General features: G+C 43.3%; 17 protein-coding genes. 7 read left to right on the plus strand and 10 right to left on the minus strand.

The window, feature by feature from the left end; translation table 11 throughout:
• Positions 1-9: 9 nt before the first annotated feature.
• From J2746_RS09730 to J2746_RS09740, 3 genes are all read right to left on the minus strand, one after another.
• The gene (locus tag J2746_RS09730; protein ID WP_209619900.1) at positions 10-1731 is read right to left on the minus strand and encodes an ATP-binding cassette domain-containing protein; all 1722 of its coding nucleotides are present in this window, start codon (positions 1729-1731) and stop codon (positions 10-12) included.
• 63 nt (positions 1732-1794) lie between these two features.
• Positions 1795-2538: a phosphoglycerol geranylgeranyltransferase gene (locus J2746_RS09735; RefSeq protein WP_209619902.1), complete on the minus strand. Its 744-nt coding sequence runs from the start codon at positions 2536-2538 to the stop codon at positions 1795-1797.
• 8 nt (positions 2539-2546) lie between these two features.
• The gene (locus tag J2746_RS09740) at positions 2547-2693 is read right to left on the minus strand and encodes a 50S ribosomal protein L40e (RefSeq protein ID WP_209619905.1); all 147 of its coding nucleotides are present in this window, start codon (positions 2691-2693) and stop codon (positions 2547-2549) included.
• A 211-nt stretch (positions 2694-2904) separates the two neighbouring features.
• Here J2746_RS09740 and J2746_RS14720 point away from each other — a divergent pair, with 211 nt between their 5' ends.
• Complete coding sequence (locus J2746_RS14720; RefSeq protein ID WP_245250087.1) at positions 2905-3558, plus strand: winged helix-turn-helix domain-containing protein; 654 nt, start codon at positions 2905-2907, stop codon at positions 3556-3558.
• A gap of 116 nt (positions 3559-3674) precedes the next feature.
• Here the strand turns inward: J2746_RS14720 and gatB are convergent, their stop codons facing one another.
• Genes gatB through gatC form a run of 3 tightly spaced genes read right to left on the minus strand, consistent with a single transcriptional unit; the run spans position 3675 to position 6815 of the window.
• Positions 3675-5096: an Asp-tRNA(Asn)/Glu-tRNA(Gln) amidotransferase subunit GatB gene (gene gatB / locus J2746_RS09750; RefSeq protein ID WP_209619908.1), complete on the minus strand. Its 1422-nt coding sequence runs from the start codon at positions 5094-5096 to the stop codon at positions 3675-3677.
• Positions 5096-6523: an Asp-tRNA(Asn)/Glu-tRNA(Gln) amidotransferase subunit GatA gene (gene gatA / locus J2746_RS09755; RefSeq protein WP_209619911.1), complete on the minus strand. Its 1428-nt coding sequence runs from the start codon at positions 6521-6523 to the stop codon at positions 5096-5098. The genes gatB and gatA overlap by 1 nt, the downstream gene beginning before the upstream one ends.
• Positions 6524-6533: 10 nt before the next feature.
• Positions 6534-6815 (minus strand): Asp-tRNA(Asn)/Glu-tRNA(Gln) amidotransferase subunit GatC, encoded by a 282-nt coding sequence (gatC, locus tag J2746_RS09760; RefSeq protein WP_209619915.1) that lies wholly within the window; start codon positions 6813-6815, stop codon positions 6534-6536.
• Positions 6816-7061: 246 nt separating this feature from the next.
• On the opposite strand from gatC, the gene J2746_RS14970 reads away from it, so the two are divergent.
• The 3 genes from J2746_RS14970 to J2746_RS09775 all read left to right on the plus strand — a co-directional run bounded on the left by J2746_RS14970 (position 7062) and on the right by J2746_RS09775 (position 9179).
• Positions 7062-7394: a YkvA family protein gene (locus tag J2746_RS14970; RefSeq protein ID WP_209619918.1), complete on the plus strand. Its 333-nt coding sequence runs from the start codon at positions 7062-7064 to the stop codon at positions 7392-7394.
• The gene (locus tag J2746_RS09770) at positions 7379-8119 is read left to right on the plus strand and encodes a class I SAM-dependent methyltransferase (RefSeq protein ID WP_245250088.1); all 741 of its coding nucleotides are present in this window, start codon (positions 7379-7381) and stop codon (positions 8117-8119) included. The genes J2746_RS14970 and J2746_RS09770 overlap by 16 nt, the downstream gene beginning before the upstream one ends.
• Before the next feature lie 199 nt (positions 8120-8318).
• The gene (locus tag J2746_RS09775; RefSeq protein ID WP_245250089.1) at positions 8319-9179 is read left to right on the plus strand and encodes a nitroreductase family protein; all 861 of its coding nucleotides are present in this window, start codon (positions 8319-8321) and stop codon (positions 9177-9179) included.
• A 115-nt stretch (positions 9180-9294) separates the two neighbouring features.
• On the opposite strand, the gene fae is transcribed toward J2746_RS09775, so the two are convergent.
• Positions 9295-9798, minus strand: a complete 504-nt coding sequence (fae, locus tag J2746_RS09780) for a formaldehyde-activating enzyme (protein WP_209619921.1) — start codon at positions 9796-9798, stop codon at positions 9295-9297.
• A 148-nt stretch (positions 9799-9946) separates the two neighbouring features.
• Between fae and J2746_RS09785 the strand changes: the two genes are divergently transcribed.
• Positions 9947-10324 (plus strand): winged helix-turn-helix transcriptional regulator, encoded by a 378-nt coding sequence (locus J2746_RS09785; protein WP_209619924.1) that lies wholly within the window; start codon positions 9947-9949, stop codon positions 10322-10324.
• Between the two features lie 99 nt (positions 10325-10423).
• Here J2746_RS09785 and J2746_RS09790 read toward each other — a convergent pair whose 3' ends face one another.
• Positions 10424-11584 carry a Coenzyme F420 hydrogenase/dehydrogenase, beta subunit C-terminal domain gene (locus J2746_RS09790; protein WP_209619927.1) on the minus strand — a complete coding sequence of 387 codons (1161 nt, stop codon included), beginning with the start codon at positions 11582-11584 and terminating at the stop codon, positions 10424-10426.
• A 254-nt stretch (positions 11585-11838) separates the two neighbouring features.
• Between J2746_RS09790 and J2746_RS09795 the strand changes: the two genes are divergently transcribed.
• Both J2746_RS09795 and J2746_RS09800 read left to right on the plus strand, forming a co-directional pair.
• The gene (locus J2746_RS09795; protein ID WP_209619930.1) at positions 11839-12699 is read left to right on the plus strand and encodes a 4Fe-4S binding protein; all 861 of its coding nucleotides are present in this window, start codon (positions 11839-11841) and stop codon (positions 12697-12699) included.
• 92 nt (positions 12700-12791) lie between these two features.
• Positions 12792-13775: a radical SAM protein gene (locus tag J2746_RS09800; protein ID WP_209619933.1), complete on the plus strand. Its 984-nt coding sequence runs from the start codon at positions 12792-12794 to the stop codon at positions 13773-13775.
• 23 nt (positions 13776-13798) lie between these two features.
• Here the strand turns inward: J2746_RS09800 and J2746_RS09805 are convergent, their stop codons facing one another.
• Together J2746_RS09805 and J2746_RS09810 are read right to left on the minus strand one after the other, a co-directional pair.
• Positions 13799-14035, minus strand: coding sequence for a hypothetical protein (locus J2746_RS09805; RefSeq protein WP_209619937.1), 237 nt, complete (start codon positions 14033-14035; stop codon positions 13799-13801).
• A 16-nt stretch (positions 14036-14051) separates the two neighbouring features.
• On the minus strand, positions 14052-16820 hold the full coding sequence (locus tag J2746_RS09810) for a heavy metal translocating P-type ATPase (protein ID WP_209619940.1): 2769 nt from the start codon (positions 16818-16820) through the stop codon (positions 14052-14054).
• Positions 16821-16837: the final 17 nt, after the last annotated feature.

The following is a 16837-nucleotide window of genomic DNA, read 5'->3' on the forward strand; positions in this document are numbered from 1 at the left end:
TAAGGACTATTAGCTCTCTATAAGCTCACTTATGTCATGCTCAAGGTATTTTGCATCAGACATTTCGATAAGCTTGTGGCATACTTCTTCCGGATTTCCATCCATTATTATCTTTGCATCATCAAGAAGTATGGCTCTATGTGCGGCTTCCCTGACAAAGTCTGTGTGATGACTTACAAAAACAATGGTTGTGCCGAATTTTCTGTTTATGTTTTTCAGGGAATTAGTCACATCCCTGAGAGTTACAGGGTCCAGGTCACCGAATGGTTCATCAAGCATGAGTATTTCAGGACGTGTGACAAGTGCCAGTGCTATGTATGCCCGGACATGTTCTCCACCACTTATCTGATAAGGTGTCTTGTCCAGAACAGACATTGGAAGGTCAAGGGTTTCAAAAACTTGTGCAGCCTGTGTGTCAACAGTTCCCTTTGTAATCGTTGGGAATAGCTTTGCATACACATCAATTGTCAAACCCATTTCGCTGAGTGTCTTGTCCTTTTCTTCCTCGGTGACTTCAGTCAGTTTATAAAGAATATCAAGTTTCTCATCAGATATTCCAAGCTCTGCTGCTTTTTCCCTTGCGTATTTCAGAGATGTTTCACCTTTAAGGCGTAGCTTGAATGCGAGTTGGTCCCGGATAGTTGAATGGGGTGAAAGAGTGAATTCCTGGTGCATAATACTCATCTTTCTGCGAAGATCCAGTCGCTGTATTGTAAAATCAATGATATTGAGCCAGTTTCCATCATGAAGATATGTTATTTCTCCTTCCTTTGGATATCTTAAGCCTTCAATCATTTTAAGAAGTGTTGTTTTTCCTGCTCCGGAAGGTCCTATGAGAGAAGTGATCTCTCCTTTGTTAATCTCAAGGGACAGATCTTCAAATTTCAGAACTTCTCCGACTCTTAAGAGTGCAAAACGATTGGAAAGTCCCCTTACCTTTATAATCGGTTCCTTGCTGTTAATTTCAGCCAGAGGTGTCTGCTCCTTAATGTCTTTCAGGAAATGTTTCAGAACATATTTAGCCTCTCCGGTTTCTATTACCTTTCCTCCTTCAAGATAAACGACCCTGTCTGCAAGATAGAGATGTATTTCCGGGAGGTGTGAAACAACTATGATCGGGATGTTCAGCTCTTTTCTGATGTCCTTTATGACATCAAGCATTTCCTGCTTTGTACCGGGGTCTGTCATTGTGACCGGTTCATCAAGAAGCAGAAGATGTGGTTGTGCAGCAAGCTGACGTGCAAGTATCAGCCTTTGCTTTTCGCCGCCACTTAGAAGATTTGAAGAATGCTTTGCCTTGTGATCAAGTCTTACCAGCCGCATGTAGTACATTGCCTTTTCATACAGCTCATCATAATTGTAGGCTTCTGTATCTGGTAATCCTTCATGCCCTTCTTCAAGGAAATTTAGTCTTCGGATTATGTTCTCCACAGCAGGTCCGTTCCATAAGCCGAAGTTGCGCTGGAGGTGTATTGCACTGTTGAATGCCAGGAATTTGAGTTTATCTTTTCCTGCTCCCGGTTCTATTCTTTCTCCATCGATTTCGAAATATCCGGACTGAAAATCCTCTAGTCCTCGAAGTATTTTCAGAATTGTAGTTTTTCCACAGCCACTTTTTCCGGTAATACCAAGTATTTCCCCGTCTGCAACATTAAAACTGACATTGTCAAGAATTCTTTTTACTTCATCTTTGAATTCGTATTCTTTAACAATATTGGATACTTCAAGCATTGTCTAACCTCTTAAAATCCTTAGAGCCTGAAAAGAATATAAAGAAAAAAGGAAAACTTTTAGTTATCTTTTGATAGCTGAAACAAGTTCTTCTATTTTTGCAGTGACATTGGAACTTTCTTCTAGGATAGTTCCGGTAACTATCATATCTGCTCCTGCCATTGCACAGAGCTTTGCAGCTTCACCGTCACGGATTCCGCCACCAACTATGAGTTTATTGTCACCAAGCACGTGTTTTACAGAACCTATCATCTCAGGAGTCACCGGAGCATCAGCACCGGACCCTGCTTCAAGATATGTGTAATGCATGCCGAGGTATTTACCTGCGAGTGCATAGGCAACTGCCAGTTCTGGCTTGTGTTTTGGAAGGAGCTTTGCATCTCCCACCCAGCCGACAGTCCCTCCGGGCTCTACCACAAGGTAGGCCATGGAAATAGGCTCAATACCACTCTTATAGACGACTGGCGCACCCATTACCTGATTAGTCGTAATAAAACTTATATCCCGGGAATTGAGCAGGCTCATGAAAAAGATCGCATCAGCGTGTCTGCTGACACCTCCTGCATTACCGGGGAATAGTATTGTAGGCTTGTCTGTTTTCTCTTTTATTTTGAGGATAGTCTGGTCAAGAATCGTTCCTCCGGCTCCAGTGGAACCTCCGACCATTATGGCATCAGTACCTCCAAGTGCTGCAGCATGAGCAATCTCTGCTGCCTGGTCCGGGGTCTGTGATGCAGGGTCGATAAGTGTCAAGTGAACTGTACCCTCGCTTTCAGCGATTCTGTCAAGGTACTCTTCCACTTGCATAGAAACGATCAGCCTCTTGTTTCCTTGGATTTCATACGCAGGTCTTTGCTACCGCATTTCCTGCACCTTGTTGCACGTACTGCATTGCGTGCATTGCAATCCATACAGATCTTCTTGATCAGTATCCTTTCTTCAGCTTCTGGGAATCTTGCCATTATTTTCACCTAAATGATTATGATATGTATTGATTAGAATAATAGGCTGCTTACATGATGCTCAAAACATATAATTGTTTTGGCAAATATCAGCTCATCTTCATGTCCTATTGAATAGTCCAGACACTACTTTCTATGGTATAAACATTGCTGCTATTATACTACGAGTCAGGAAAAACTATATATCAAATATAATAATTAATAATGAACGATGGCTATGTCAAAAGAGGAACAGGACCAAAGAAGACAGGAATGGTATGAGAGAGTTAAAAAAGAGGGCAAGCTCGACAGGGATCCAAAAGAGGATCATGATGCAAAATTGAAGACCCTGCAAAATCCTGTCAGAAGGAACATAATCAAAAGCCTGAATGAAAAGAAGATGACATTCGACGAACTAAAGGCTGAGTTCAATCTTGATAGCATGCCGCTGAAACTGCACCTCGGAATGCTCGAAGATACCCTGTACATTGAAAAAGAAGATGAGAGCACCTATGTCATCACACCACGCGGCGAGGACTACCTTGAGAGTGCAGAACCAAAGGATGACCTGAAGAAAAGAAGAGACGAATGGTACGAGAAAGTAAAGAAAGAAGGGAAGCTCAAAAGAAACCCAACTGAGGATCATAAAGCAGGTCTCAAAGCAATGCAGAATCCTATTCGCAGACAGATTGTTGAAAGTCTGGGTGAAGGAAAAATGACCTTTGATGAGGTCAAGTCCAGGTTCGATCTTAATGATGTACAGGCAAAGCTGAACCTCGATATGCTTGTTGATACTCTATATATCGAAAAAGAAGATGATACCACTTACGTTATCACAGTGCGAGGTGAGGCATTCCTTGAGAATGTAGATCATAAGCACCTGTGATCATAACTTGATATATCAACGTAGAACTATAATAATTACCACTTAATATGTGGATTTTAGTCAAACATATTTAAAAAGTTTTAAATGGGGTTATTACCCCATTTTTTAGTTTTAAGTTATTCTTTCAATTTTGCAAGCACTTTCTCTCTTGCTTCACGTGCGTCGGCACGTCCCTTTGTTTTCTGCATGACCTTACCAACAAGGAAGTTCAGAGATTTTTCTTTTCCTCCAAGATAGTCTGCCACAGCGTCCGGATTCTCAGCAACTGCCTCTTCTACTGCCTTTGCAACAATATCATCTTCTACCTTAAGAAGCCCTTTCTTCTCAACAATTTCCTGTGGTTTGCCACCGTCATCAAGGACTGTACGTATGATTTCAACAGCACTCTGCTCTGTGATCTTATTTCCCGTTACAAGCTCGATGACAGTAACTATATCTTTCACTGTGAAAGCATCGATGGTAAGTTCACGATAATTGAGTTCACCCTTCAGAGTGTCAGATACCCAGACTGCTGCATCCTTTGGATCGACCTTTGATGCAACTTCTTCATAGAAGTTTGCCAGCTTAATTTCGGTGGTCAATGCCCTTGCATGGGTTTCGCCAAGGCCGTACTCTTTCATGAAGCGCTCTCTCTTTGCGTCAGGAAGTTCCGGGAGTGTCTCACGTACTTTTGGCACCCAGTCTGCAACTCTGAGAGGCACAAGGTCAGGTTCGGGGAAGTAGCGATAATCATGTTCTTCTTCCTTTGTACGCATGGAAATTGTCACACCTCTTGCTTCATCGAAGTGCCTTGTTTCCAGTACGATCTCGCCACCACGTCTGATGTGGTTCTTCTGCCTCATAATCTCGTAGAGCAGTGCCCTTTCAGCACCCTTGAAAGATGAGATGTTCTTAACTTCAACACGTTCTCCCCAGTGTACAGAAACGTTGGCATCCACCCTCATTGCACCCTCAAGGTCACCGTCGAATACATCAAGGTAGTCAAGGATACTCCTGAGTTTGTCAAGGTAGCGCCTTGCTTCCTTAGGACTTCTCATGTCCGGTTCACTGACGATCTCGATAAGTGTCATACCTGAACGATTGTAGTTTATGAGTGTTCCCTTTGACCTGTCAATGCTTCCCATGTGCTGAAGCCTTCCGGGATCTTCTTCCATGTGGGCACGGGTGATACCTACTTCGTGCTCCCCGTCCTCACCTTCAATGATGACCTTTCCTTCTCCTGCAATAGGGTAATCATACTGGGTTGTCTGGAATCCTTTTGGAAGGTCGGGATAGTAATAGTTCTTCCTGTGGAACTGGGTCTGCTCCACAATACTACAGTTAAGTGCAAGACCGATCTTTATGGCAAACTCCACTGCCTTTTCGTTAATAACCGGAAGTGAACCTGGAAGTCCTAGACATACCGGACATGTGTGAGTGTTCGGTTCTGAGTCGTGGTAGTTTGTGGAACAGCCACAGAACAATTTTGTGTTGAGCTTGTTCAACTGAACGTGAACCTCAAGTCCTATTCTTACTCCATCAGGGTTCTCGTACACCATTATGCCACCTCCGGGGGTCTGGCTTTGTTGTGATCGGTATTCTGTTCGAAACTGTATGCAGCCTTGATGATGGTATTCTCATCAAAATGCTTACCAATTATCTGAAGTCCCACAGGCATTCCGTCTGCAAGTCCGCATGGAACTGAGATTGATGGTACACCTGCAAGGTTAATTGGTACTGTGTTAACATCGGCAAGGTAAAGTGAAAGTGGGTCATCTATCTTCTCACCAATCTTGAATGCCGGTGCTGGCATGGTTGGTCCCATGAGCACGTCAACGTTTGCAAGAGCCTTATCGAAGTCCTGCTTTACAAGTGTCCTTACCTTGAGTGCTTTAAGATAGTACTTATCGTGGTAACCTGCTGAAAGTGCATAGGTTCCGAGGAGAATTCTGCGCTTGACCTCGTCACCGAATCCTTCTGCACGGGTCTTTGATGCCATAACGTGCCAGTTGTCTCCATCGACGCGGTAGCCGTATCTTGTTCCGTCAAAACGTGCAAGATTTGATGAAGCCTCGCTCATGGCTATAATGTAATATGATGCAAGGGCATATTTTGTGTGTGGCATGGATACCTTCTCATAAGTAGCTCCCATGTCCTCGTATTTTCCGATAGCATCCCATGCTGCCTTTTCTACCTTCTCATCGATGCCCTCTCCGAAGTATTCCTCCGGAACACCAATCTTCATGCCTTTCACATCGTCTTTCAGGGCATCGCTGTAAGTGTTCTCCCTGTTGATGGATGTGCTGTCCCTTTTGTCGTATCCTGCTACAACATCCATGATGGTTGCAATGTCTGCTACGTTTGTTGCAAGGGGACCGATCTGCTCCAGTGAGTTTGCGTAGGAGATAAGTCCGTATCTTGAGATGCATCCGTAGGTTGGTTTGAGTCCTACCACACCACAGTATGCTGCCGGACACCTGACTGATCCACCTGTGTCAGAACCCAGGGACACAGGTGCTTCGCCTGCTGCAACGACTGCTGCACTGCCACCGGATGAACCTCCCGGAACCCTGTCCATATCCCATGGGTTGAATGTTGGTCCGTAGTGGCTTGATTCTGTGGAAGTTCCCATGGCGAATTCATCCATGTTCGTCTTTCCGAGAATGACTGCGCCTGCTGCCTTTAATCTCTCGATGACATGTGCATCGTATGGTGGCACATATCCCTGAAGTATCTTTGATGAGCAGGTTGTGGAGAGTCCCTTTGTGGAAATGTTCTCCTTAATTGCGATCGGTACACCTGCAAGAGGTCCTTCGTGACCGTTTGTGTCAATCTCACGGGCTGTGTTGATGGCCTCGTCTGAAAGAGTGGTGAATCCGTTGATCTTGCTCTTGCCAATGGTCTCGATGTAAGAGGCAGTGACCTCTTCGGCTGAAGAGTCTGCAATTTTCTGTCTGATGCCTGAAATGTCTGTCCATGCTGCCATTTATCCCACCTCACATAATCTTTGGAGACTTGAAGTTGCCTTCCTGCTTGTGTTCGGTGTTTGCAAGCACTTCTTCCTGTGGCATCGATCCTGTGACTTCATCTTTCCTGAACACGTTCACAATGTCCGCTACGTGGTATGTTGGTTCTACGCCTTCGGTGTCGACCTCATCGAGCTGCCCGAAATATCCCAGTACGGAGTTGAGCTTCTCTGCATACGCATCAGATTCTTTTGCATCGATCTCGATACGTGCGAGCCAGCCTACGTGTTCTACCTCTTCTTTAGTGATCATCGTAAGTTCCTCAAATTGAAATAGGGTAATGTGTAGTATAATTTAAGTCTTAGAAAAGCAGGCGATTATATTAAAAATGTTGGTTAAGCAGTTTGCTTATATCTGGCAGAATGTATGCTGAAAAATTACAATAGCTTTTATTCAATTAATGAGACTTGGATTTCTCATCCCGATTGATATATTAATATCTGAGTCAGTAATGTTAATTAACATATTTCTTATAATATCTTATGGGAGCTAGATAAAGTGGGTATAATTACATTTGTCTTGAAAAAGATATTGAAGGATAGATTCTACAAGCTGCAATTGCACACAAAGACATTGTCACTTGCCAGCAAACACTCTGATCTGCCTGTTTATACAAGATTGCTTGCATCTTTTGTCACTCTGTATATTCTAAGCCCTATTGACCTGATTCCCGATTTCATCCCTATTATTGGTACTCTGGATGATATAATTCTCATTCCTCTGGCACTGATACTTGTCATAAAGATGATTCCTGAGCCTATCATGAATGAGTGCCGCCACAAAGCTGAATGTGAACTTTCCGACAAGAAATCATCATGTTCTGCATCTTAGATCCGTCCTATTCCGAATCAATTTATGATTGCAGGGAGTATTGTGGGATTATGAGCAAACATGAAAATCCGTGGATAGATGTTGAAGGTGAGGATATCCCGGCAACAATCAAACTTGACCCGGTTCTTTTCAGGTACACACATCCCGATGCCCACATACTTGATGTTGCCTGTGCCACGGGAAATGTGAGCATAGAGCTGGCTTCACATGGATTTCCGGTAACAAGCATCGACATTAACCATGATGCTCTGGAAATGACCGCAAAAGCTGCCATAGATACTAATATTCCAACACATCCTGCATTTGCAAGAGCTACTGCCATTGCTCTTCCGTTTGCAGATGAAAGTTTCGATGTGGTTGTTATGCAGGCTTTTCTCACAGTTGTAGTCTCAAAGGAAGACCGCTCTAAAATTATCCATGAAGCCTGCCGTGTTCTTAAAACGGATGGGCATCTCTATATTGCAGATTTCGGACAGACGTGGCATTCGGCAGTTTATCGCGAACGTTACCTCAGGGATCTGCCGGTGACAAAGGAAGAGGGTTCATTTTTAGCTTATGATGAGAAAACCGTTGAGGTTGATTATACAGCTCATCACTTTACTGAGAAGGAACTGGTGTTCTTGTTGATCGAGAATGGGTTTGAGGTGGAGTTTTTCAAAAGGGATACTTTTGTGACAAGGACGGGGAATCGGATTAATGGATTTGTTGTGGTGGGGAAGAAGTGAGCTCATTTTTCTGTAAAGGAATATATCACTCTCTCAACATCCCATGAAGAATCAACCCAATAAACTGCTTCAGAACCTCTCTCTGTACTACGCAGATTATCTAACCATAAAAAAGTGAAATTTTATTCATTTCCTTCCCGACCTGAAGAGAAAAACAAATGAATATTCCCAGCTACATATCCATCATAAAAAGAGCCGGTTGTGTATCTGCATATCCGCTCTTTTCCAGGAGTTGATACTTATTACTCACATAATTGTTGATCAGAATCTATGTACAGGCTGCGGTATTTGTGCAAAAGTATGTCCGCCGCGTATAATCGAGCTGTCTGAAGAATCAGATCTTCCACAGGTGCAGGAAGCAAACGTTTTAAGCTGCATGAAATGCGGGCACTGTGAGGTCTTCTGTCCGTTTCAGGCACTGACCCTGGACCTGCATCCTGATGAGAAAGTCGCACTGCCTGCCGGTGTTGGTGATATCTCAACTGAGGATATAGGCCTCTATCTTAAGAAACGCAGGTCAGTGAGGCATTTTACAAAAGAACCTGTGCCAAGGGAGAAAATACTTGAGATACTTGGCATTGCCCGCTATGCTGCATCGGCAACCAATGGCCAGCCGGTTCAGTGGCTGGTTGTTCATGATCCGGAGAAAGTCAGAAGGATTGCCGAACTCACGATCGAATGGATGAAAAGCCTTGTGAACACCTCTCATCCGATGAGTGGCTACGTACCTTCACTGATCTCAGCATGGGATGATGGACATGATATCATCTGTAGGGATGCTCCACATCTGCTTTTCGCACATATTCCTGAAGAAAATCCGATCGCATCTGTTGATGCTATAATCGCCCTCACGCATTTTGATATCACAGCACCGGCATTTGGAGTAGGTACCTGCTGGGCAGGTTTTGTTGCTGCAGCGGCCACATCTTACGAACCTCTTCAGAAAGAACTTGGTTTGCCGGCAGGAAGGAAAACTGCTTATGCGATCTTATTCGGGAATCCTCTGTATAAAATCTATGGAATCCCTCGCAGAAAGCCTCTCGAGGTTACGTGGCAGTAATGTTATTTCGAGATTTACCCGAATGCCTTTAAAAAGAACTTTAGTTAAAAATTAATACAACATCCCGGTCTAAAAAGTAAGTTAGTCCTGCAATGATCTTACAGGAATATCTTATTTATGCAAATGGGTGTTCTGCACTGTCCTTTTTAGCAAGTGCTTCGTCAACGGTAGGAGTGCCATCAACTGCACGCTTGATCGCAAGCTTTGTAGCTTCGTAGTTGAACTCGTAGATCTTATCCTTGTCCTGTGCATCCCACTGGATGAATACTGAAACAATGATAAGCAGGTCTTCAGCTTCTTCCTTTGGAATTACTCCTTCATCGACACTGTCCATCACAGCTTTTGCAATGGATGCCTGAGCAGGTCCGAACATCAGGGCTGCCTGGCCTACATTTTTCATTGTCACCTTGTTTACAAGGAGTGTTGCAGGTTTTGGTGTCACGTTTGGTTCAAGTACAGCGAGTAAAGGAGAGTGTCCTTGTCTTGGCATTGCAAGTGAATTCATAAATGCATTCTCAACAGCACTTCCTTTTCTTCCTATCACAAGGTCTATATGTGCAACTTCCGGTCCTTCACCAACTAATGCTTCGCCTACAAGACTATTTACTATCTTTGTCATATTATCTCCTCAATCAGAACTTCGCAGAAATGCGTTGTATGATATTTTATACATGGTACATTTCTACCGTTCCTTATTTTCACATCACCACATATCATGAGAACATATAAATACTTAATCTAACCATTTGGTAACCTGGTGAGAAATTATGGGAAACCTGGAACGCAGTCCTATAGACATAGCAATAAGACTAATAAGCAAGAAATGGACGCTCAACATCATCAGGGATATGTTCTGTGGGAAAAAGCAATTCAATGAATTCTTAAAAAGCAATCCAAAGCTTAGCAGTAAGGTACTGTCTACTAAATTGCGTCAGCTGGAGCAGGACGGGTTAATTGAAAAGATCATTGTGTCCAAGACACCGGTAACCATAGAATATCACCTGACCAGTAAAGGCAGGAACCTGAACAAAGTGCTTTATGAGCTATCAGGATTTGCATATAAGGAATGTGCGGACGAGTCCACTCCTGTATGCACAGAACACAGTTATGAGCTGACGAAAGAGTTGTTGAATATAGAGGATTGAAAATAGTTTGTAAAAGTCCTCAGGTACAATAAGTTTCCAGTTTTTTACTCGTAAATATGGAAAAAAATAATGGCAAGATTGGAAATGTTTGTTCCAATCTTATTTATTCTCTCTGCGGTGGATGGAATACATCTGGATCTTCTTCATCTTTGCAAGGTTAAGGGCGTTCTTCATTTCCTTTTCCTCAAGCAGACGGGCATCAATGTAACCATTGTCCACTGCCTCGTTGAAGATCTCATAGCCAATGCCGGAACGTGCAAGCACAGTGGTCCATCCCTGAGCTGTACCTACACCACCGAATGAAATGTCAGCATTCTCAGCAGCCATATCCGTACAGTATTTGCATGAACTGCTCCTGTACTGGTCAAACTCCTCAAGTGGGAACACCCTGAGTTCCTCAGGTGTCTGGAATTCGAACTTACCCTTGCGGATCTTCATAGATTCAATATCAGCAAGATTCATATTCCTGCTCTCTATGAACTCCCTGATGCCTTCGTAATAGAAAGTATCCATGCAGAACAGACCCATTTTAAGGATATTAGCTCTCATGAAATGGTGCAGGAAACCCTGCGGACTTTTCTGCATCTTCGTAACCGCATCGATATTACAGCTCGGACCTACAAAGGCGATACTTCTCATGCCTTCTTTTACGGCATCCATCAAAGGTTTAAGCGTCATGCTGTGACTGTAAATGCTGCCTGAACCTTCAAGGATGTCCTCATAGGTCTTTGCAACAATAGGAACAGGTTTCCATGGTTCTTCCTCAGACTTTGTTGTTACTATGGCACAGTCGATAAGTCCTGCATCCAATGCATATCCGAGCATGGCGGTCACAACTCCTCCGTCCTGTCCTTTCATTCCGGAAAGAGCAGACTTCGCACAGTAAGCATTACGCAGCTTACCAACAAGTCCGGTCTCAGTTGTGATTGTCCTTGGACATTGATTGTAACAAAGGCCACATGCAGTACATTTGTCTACAAGTTTGGGCTGTTCATTCTTGATAACAATGGAATCACAGGAAGCAGTGCAAGCCCCACAAAGAGTACAGATTCCAGGTTTGATGATCTCTTTCCTGAGTTTTCCAAAAGAAATTTTTTCTTTTTCAGCAATGGATCTCTTCAGGCGTACAACTCTTTTTTCAACAATACCAAATTTGTCTTTACATTCAGACGAGCAGAAACGATATTTTTTCCCTGCATAATCCATAGAATATGAGGTGTCTTCCTGCACTTTAGTTTTACAGATAGGATCGATAGGCATCTTAATCTCCCAGGATCGCGGATGTCCTTAGTATAATTCGCATATTGTTCTTATTGTATAAAACTAAATTTGAATTTAATAATCGTGATGGTTCGCTGCATAATGATTATTAGTTATAATTATTATTTATGAGGAAATTCGGGGCACAATGTTTTTACACAATACAATATATCAAGTAAACTTGTTTTCAGAGAACTGGATATATTTCATAGCATTATTCAGTAAAACTACCAACTGGAACAGAAGTGACCCAAATGGTAAAAACAAATGCAAACAAAGACCTGCTTAAGGAGAAAGGTTTTCTTTCCCAGAGGCAGGAAGATTTCTTTTCAATGCGCCTGCATGCAGCAGGTGGAAACGTGACATCCGACTACCTCCGGGCAGTTGCAGATGCAGCAGACCATTATGGCAAAGGTTATGTTCACATAACCTCGCGTCAGGGTATTGAAATACCGTTCGTCCATCTGGACAATACCGAAGCTGCCAGAAATGATATGGATTCTAATGACATCGGTCCCGGAGCTTCAGGAAAGAAAATACGTGCCGTAGTTGCCTGTCAGGGAGACAGGGTATGCAAACGCGGACTCATCGACTGCCAGGGAATATGTGAAGAAATAGATGACCTCTATTTTGCAGAACCTGTACCATACAAATTCAAGATAGCAGTAACAGGATGTCCTGCGTCATGTCTCAAGGTCCAGGAGAACGACTTCGGTATCATGGGATTCTGTGAACCGGTCTTTGTGGAAGAGAATTGTATAATGTGCAGAGCGTGTGAGAAAGCATGCGGCTCATCTGCCATCACAATAGAAAACGGTAGTCTCTATCTGGATATGCACAAATGCGTGTCCTGTGGGTCATGCATCAGAGCATGCCGTAAGGATGCTATGCAGAATCAGGAGCAGGGATTCACTATATTTGTCGGTGGGAAAGTAGGTAAAAAGCCACGCATGGGTGATATGCTGCTCAGAACCACGGACAGGTCTGTGATTTTCGATGTGCTCGAAAAATCCGTGAATTACTATCGTGAAACCGCTCTGGAAGGGGAAAGACTCGGTGATGTGATCGACCGTGTAGGCCTTGATGAATTCAGGGAAACAATAAAGTATCCCTGATTAGTATCTTTCATATATCATACTAAATACATGCCGGAATTCTATAAAGTTCCGGCAGAAAAAACGACCATTATTCTGGTATCGGAGCACTCATGAACGCAGAAACCAAAGCTCAACTGATCTCAGTGGGTTCTGTTAATATGGACCCCTCACTTATCCACTGGTTAACCATACCCACAGCCGGCCCAGGAGCCGGAAATATTGCTTTCTTTTTTAACTCAGAAGGACACCGTGTCCGTCTCGCTGTAAAAGAGAACTCTCCTCTTGAAGCTAAAATGGAAGATGGAGAACTTGTGATTAGAAAGGATGGTGTTGAAATTGCACGGGGCAGTATCGAAGAAGAACTCATTCACTGTCCTGACCAGGCTTTCATAACAATGTGCGAGCAATGTGTCTTTGACTGTAAGTTCTGTCCGGTTCCAAAACTTGGTGGAAAGGTTAAGAGCATGGATCAGATGCTTGGGATGATAGCAGAAGCCAACGAAACCGGCAGGATGAAAGCTATTTCAATTACCTCCGGTGTTGAGATATCAGCGGAACATGAGGTAGAACGAGCTGAAAAACTCATTCGCAGGCTCAGGGTAAAATACAAAGTTCCGATTGGAGTTTCAGTCTATCCAACCGAAGATTCAACCAGCAGACTAAAATTTGCAGGTGCAGATGAACTCAAATACAACGTTGAGACAATGGATCGCAAAATCCACGAAGAATTATGTCCTGATCAGGATCTTGAATACCTGCTTGATGCCCTCAGGGAAGGGGTGAAGGTATTTGGAAAGAATAAGGTATGTTCAAATGTCATAATCGGTCTTGGAGAAACCGATGAATCTGCCGAAAAAGGTATTGAAGAACTCGTTTCTATCGGTGTTGTCCCAATCCTCAGAGCTGCTGCAAAACATCCTCTGCGTGAGGGCGAGGTAACAGTGGAAAGACCATCTGCAGAAAGATTACTTCATCTCAACCGTTTCCTCGAAGAGAAACTGGATGAACACGGTTTGCGTGCAGACACTTTTAAGACCATGTGTCTGCCGTGCACGGGATGTGATATTAATCCTCATATTGATTTTGAGGATTGATCTATTTTTTTATAGATTCTGCTTTAGTTATTTTTTATTCTTTTCTCAATAATACCCGGCCAAATCGAAGCCGCCACTATCATACTGAGAATAAAAACAAAGATCATACCTGCAATAATGTCTACCTGACTGTACAGCGGAATATCTCTTGAACCATTCACTGTAAATGAAAGCACTGCAAAAATAACCACAAGTACAAGTGAAGAGACAACACTGGCAACGAAAGCATACTTTCCTTTATTTTCCGATAGATAATCCATGCAATCGTCTCCTCCTTTATTTTATCCTGCTTCTCTTCATGAGCAGTGAATTGGTCGTAACCGATACAGAACTCATAGCCATGAATGCCGCTGCAAGTTCGGGAGTGATAATGATCTTTGTGATGAAAGGATAAAGTAATCCCGCTGCGAGTGGAATTCCAATACTGTTGTAACCAAATGCCCAGAACAGGTTCTGTTTGATCTTGTTCATTGTCAGACGGCTAAGTCGGATAGATGCCAGCACATCCCTGAGATCGTTCTTTATCAGAATTATTTTTGCGGATTCCATTGCGATATCGGTTCCCGCTCCCATGGCAATTCCAATGTCGGATTGTGTCAGTGCAGGTGCATCATTGATACCGTCACCAACCATTGCAACAATCCTTCCTTCATCCTGAAGCTTTTTAATTTCTGAAGCCTTGTCTCCTGGAAGAACCTCAGACAACACTCTCTTAATTCCAAGCTGTTTTGCAATGGCATCTGCAGTTCTCCTGTTGTCACCGGTTATCATTACAACTTCAATATCCATTTTTTGAAGTTTCTCAACGGCTTCCTTTGAGTTCTCTTTGAGTGTATCTGCAACGGCAACAAGTCCGATTGCCTGCCCGTCCTTTGAAACAATCATGGCAGTCTTGCCTTCTGATTCGAGTTTTTCCATATCAGAGTTCAGTGATGAGCTGTCAATTCCGTTGTCTTCCATTAGTTTGCGGGTTCCAAGTAATAACATGCTGTCATCAATTGTAGCTTCAACCCCGTGTCCTGCAATTGAATTGAAATGCTCAACGTTCTTTAAGGTAAGTTGCTGATCTTCGGCAGCTTTAACAATTGCTTCTCCAAGGGGATGTTCAGAGCCTTTTTCGGCACTTGCTGCGATAGATAACACTTCATTCTCATTGTGTCCGGCAGTCAGTACAACATCTGTAAGTTCCGGTTTGCCTTTAGTGAGTGTGCCGGTTTTATCAAACACAATTGTGTCTATTTTCAGTGTTGTTTCCAGGGCTTCCCCGCCTTTGATAAGAATTCCATTCTCTGCTCCTTTGCCAGTACCAACCATGATAGCGGCAGGTGTTGCAAGTCCAACAGCACATGGGCATGAAATTACAAGGACTGTGATCGAGATGAGCAGTGAGAACAGGAATGGGCTGGCTATTCCTGAGTTGATCGCAACACTGAATTGTTCATATCCTACAAAATACCAGAAGAAAAATGCTGCAAGTGCGATCACATGAACTACAAGAATAAAGTGACCTGCAACAACATCGGCAATACGCTGTATTGGTGCCTTTGAGTTCTGGGCATTTTCCACAAGCTCGATTATTCTGGCAAGGGTTGTGTCAGCACCAACATTTGTTGCCCTGAATTTCAGTGCTCCTGACTTATTAATAGTAGAACCGATAACCATATCCTTTACACTTTTTTCAACAGGTATGCTCTCGCCTGTTATCATGGATTCATCAATTGCAGAAGAGCCTTCAATAACAATGCCATCAACCGGGACCTTCTCACCAGGTCTGACAAAAACGATGTCATCAACCTGTACATCCTCAACAGGAATTTCCTTTTCCTCACCTGCAATGATGATACGTGCGGTCTTTGCCTGAAGTCCAATAAGTTTCTTTATGGACTCTGATGTCCTCCCCTTTGCCCTTGCTTCAAGGTATCTTCCAAGTGTTATGAAAGTGATAAGCATCACAGCGGTGTCGTAGTATACATGCTCATATCCTGGACCAAGATTAAGGTAGGTGGCTGCAATACTGATTACATAAGCTGCGCCAGTTCCGGTTGCAATGAGCAGGTTCATGTCGGTAACGCCGTGTTTCAGGCCTTTGTAAGTACCAACAAAGAACTGTCTTCCCGGGAATACCATCACAATAGTTGCCAGCAGGAACAGCAGGTTCTTGTCTGAAAAGAAACCAGGTACAAAACCAAAGTATGCCGGGAACATATTGCTCATGTTTCCAAGCATAATGGGGATAAGAATTACAATAGATATCAGCAGGTTGTTCTTCTGGTCACGTATCTCTTTTTCTCTTTCTTTTCGTTCCCTGTCCTCAGCTTCATGTCTGTCAGCCGGCAGGGATGCTGAATATCCTATGACTTCAATGGCATTTCTCATCTCATCAACAGAGATAAGTGATGAGTTGTACTCTACCTGTGCTCTTCCGGTTGTGATATTCACATTTGCGGAACTTACGCCTTTGAGTCGTTTAAGTACTTTTTCTACATTCTGTGAACATGAGGCACACTTCATTCCTCCGACCTCAAGCACGGCCCTGTCCCTCACTACATGGTAGCCAATTCCTTCAATGGCCTTTTCCATATCTTCAAGACTGACAAGTGCAGGATCATAATTGACTGATGCTCTCTCCATTGGCAGGTTTACTGAGGCCGATGTCACACCATCCAGTTTCTTCAGTGCTCTTTCTACATTCTGTGAACATGCAGAGCATTGCATTCCAGAAACCTTGAAGGCGACTTCTTTGACAGAGCCGGATTGGGTTTTATTTCCTTCCGCTTCCTCATCTTCTATTATGATCGGACATGCAGCTTCCTCATTTTCATCAGGAACTGTACATGTATCTTCTCCAACTTCATATCCTGCATCTATAATTGCCTGTTTGATTTCATCAAGAGCTACTGTGTCCGGATTAAAATCAACAGATGCATTTTCCTCCTCCAGGCTGACTTCAGCAGAGTTCACCCCTCCAAGAGCCGATATTGAATCAGTAACGCGCTTATGACAATGCATGCACATCATGCCATAGACTTTGATAATAGCTTTCATTGTTGAAAAGAAAAAGA

Source organism: Methanolobus bombayensis (assembly GCF_017873415.1).
GTDB lineage: Archaea > Halobacteriota > Methanosarcinia > Methanosarcinales > Methanosarcinaceae > Methanolobus > Methanolobus bombayensis.

Excerpts from the sequence above, each read along its gene's own strand:
- gatC (WP_209619915.1), bottom strand. The coding sequence starts at position 6,815 with ATGATCACTAAAGAAGAGGTAGAACACGTAGGCTGGCTCGCACGTATC.
- J2746_RS09770 (WP_245250088.1), top strand. The coding sequence starts at position 7,379 with ATGTTCTGCATCTTAGATCCGTCCTATTCCGAATCAATTTATGATTGC.
- J2746_RS09800 (WP_209619933.1), top strand. The coding sequence starts at position 12,792 with ATGAACGCAGAAACCAAAGCTCAACTGATCTCAGTGGGTTCTGTTAAT.
- J2746_RS09795 (WP_209619930.1), top strand. The coding sequence starts at position 11,839 with ATGGTAAAAACAAATGCAAACAAAGACCTGCTTAAGGAGAAAGGTTTT.
- J2746_RS09730 (WP_209619900.1), bottom strand. The coding sequence starts at position 1,731 with ATGCTTGAAGTATCCAATATTGTTAAAGAATACGAATTCAAAGATGAA.
- J2746_RS09790 (WP_209619927.1), bottom strand. The coding sequence starts at position 11,584 with ATGCCTATCGATCCTATCTGTAAAACTAAAGTGCAGGAAGACACCTCA.
- fae (WP_209619921.1), bottom strand. The coding sequence starts at position 9,798 with ATGACAAAGATAGTAAATAGTCTTGTAGGCGAAGCATTAGTTGGTGAA.
- J2746_RS09810 (WP_209619940.1), bottom strand. The coding sequence starts at position 16,820 with ATGAAAGCTATTATCAAAGTCTATGGCATGATGTGCATGCATTGTCAT.
- J2746_RS14720 (WP_245250087.1), top strand. The coding sequence starts at position 2,905 with ATGGCTATGTCAAAAGAGGAACAGGACCAAAGAAGACAGGAATGGTAT.
- J2746_RS09805 (WP_209619937.1), bottom strand. The coding sequence starts at position 14,035 with ATGGATTATCTATCGGAAAATAAAGGAAAGTATGCTTTCGTTGCCAGT.
- J2746_RS09785 (WP_209619924.1), top strand. The coding sequence starts at position 9,947 with ATGGGAAACCTGGAACGCAGTCCTATAGACATAGCAATAAGACTAATA.
- J2746_RS09740 (WP_209619905.1), bottom strand. The coding sequence starts at position 2,693 with ATGGCAAGATTCCCAGAAGCTGAAGAAAGGATACTGATCAAGAAGATC.
- gatA (WP_209619911.1), bottom strand. The coding sequence starts at position 6,523 with ATGGCAGCATGGACAGACATTTCAGGCATCAGACAGAAAATTGCAGAC.
- gatB (WP_209619908.1), bottom strand. The coding sequence starts at position 5,096 with ATGGTGTACGAGAACCCTGATGGAGTAAGAATAGGACTTGAGGTTCAC.
- J2746_RS09735 (WP_209619902.1), bottom strand. The coding sequence starts at position 2,538 with ATGCAAGTGGAAGAGTACCTTGACAGAATCGCTGAAAGCGAGGGTACA.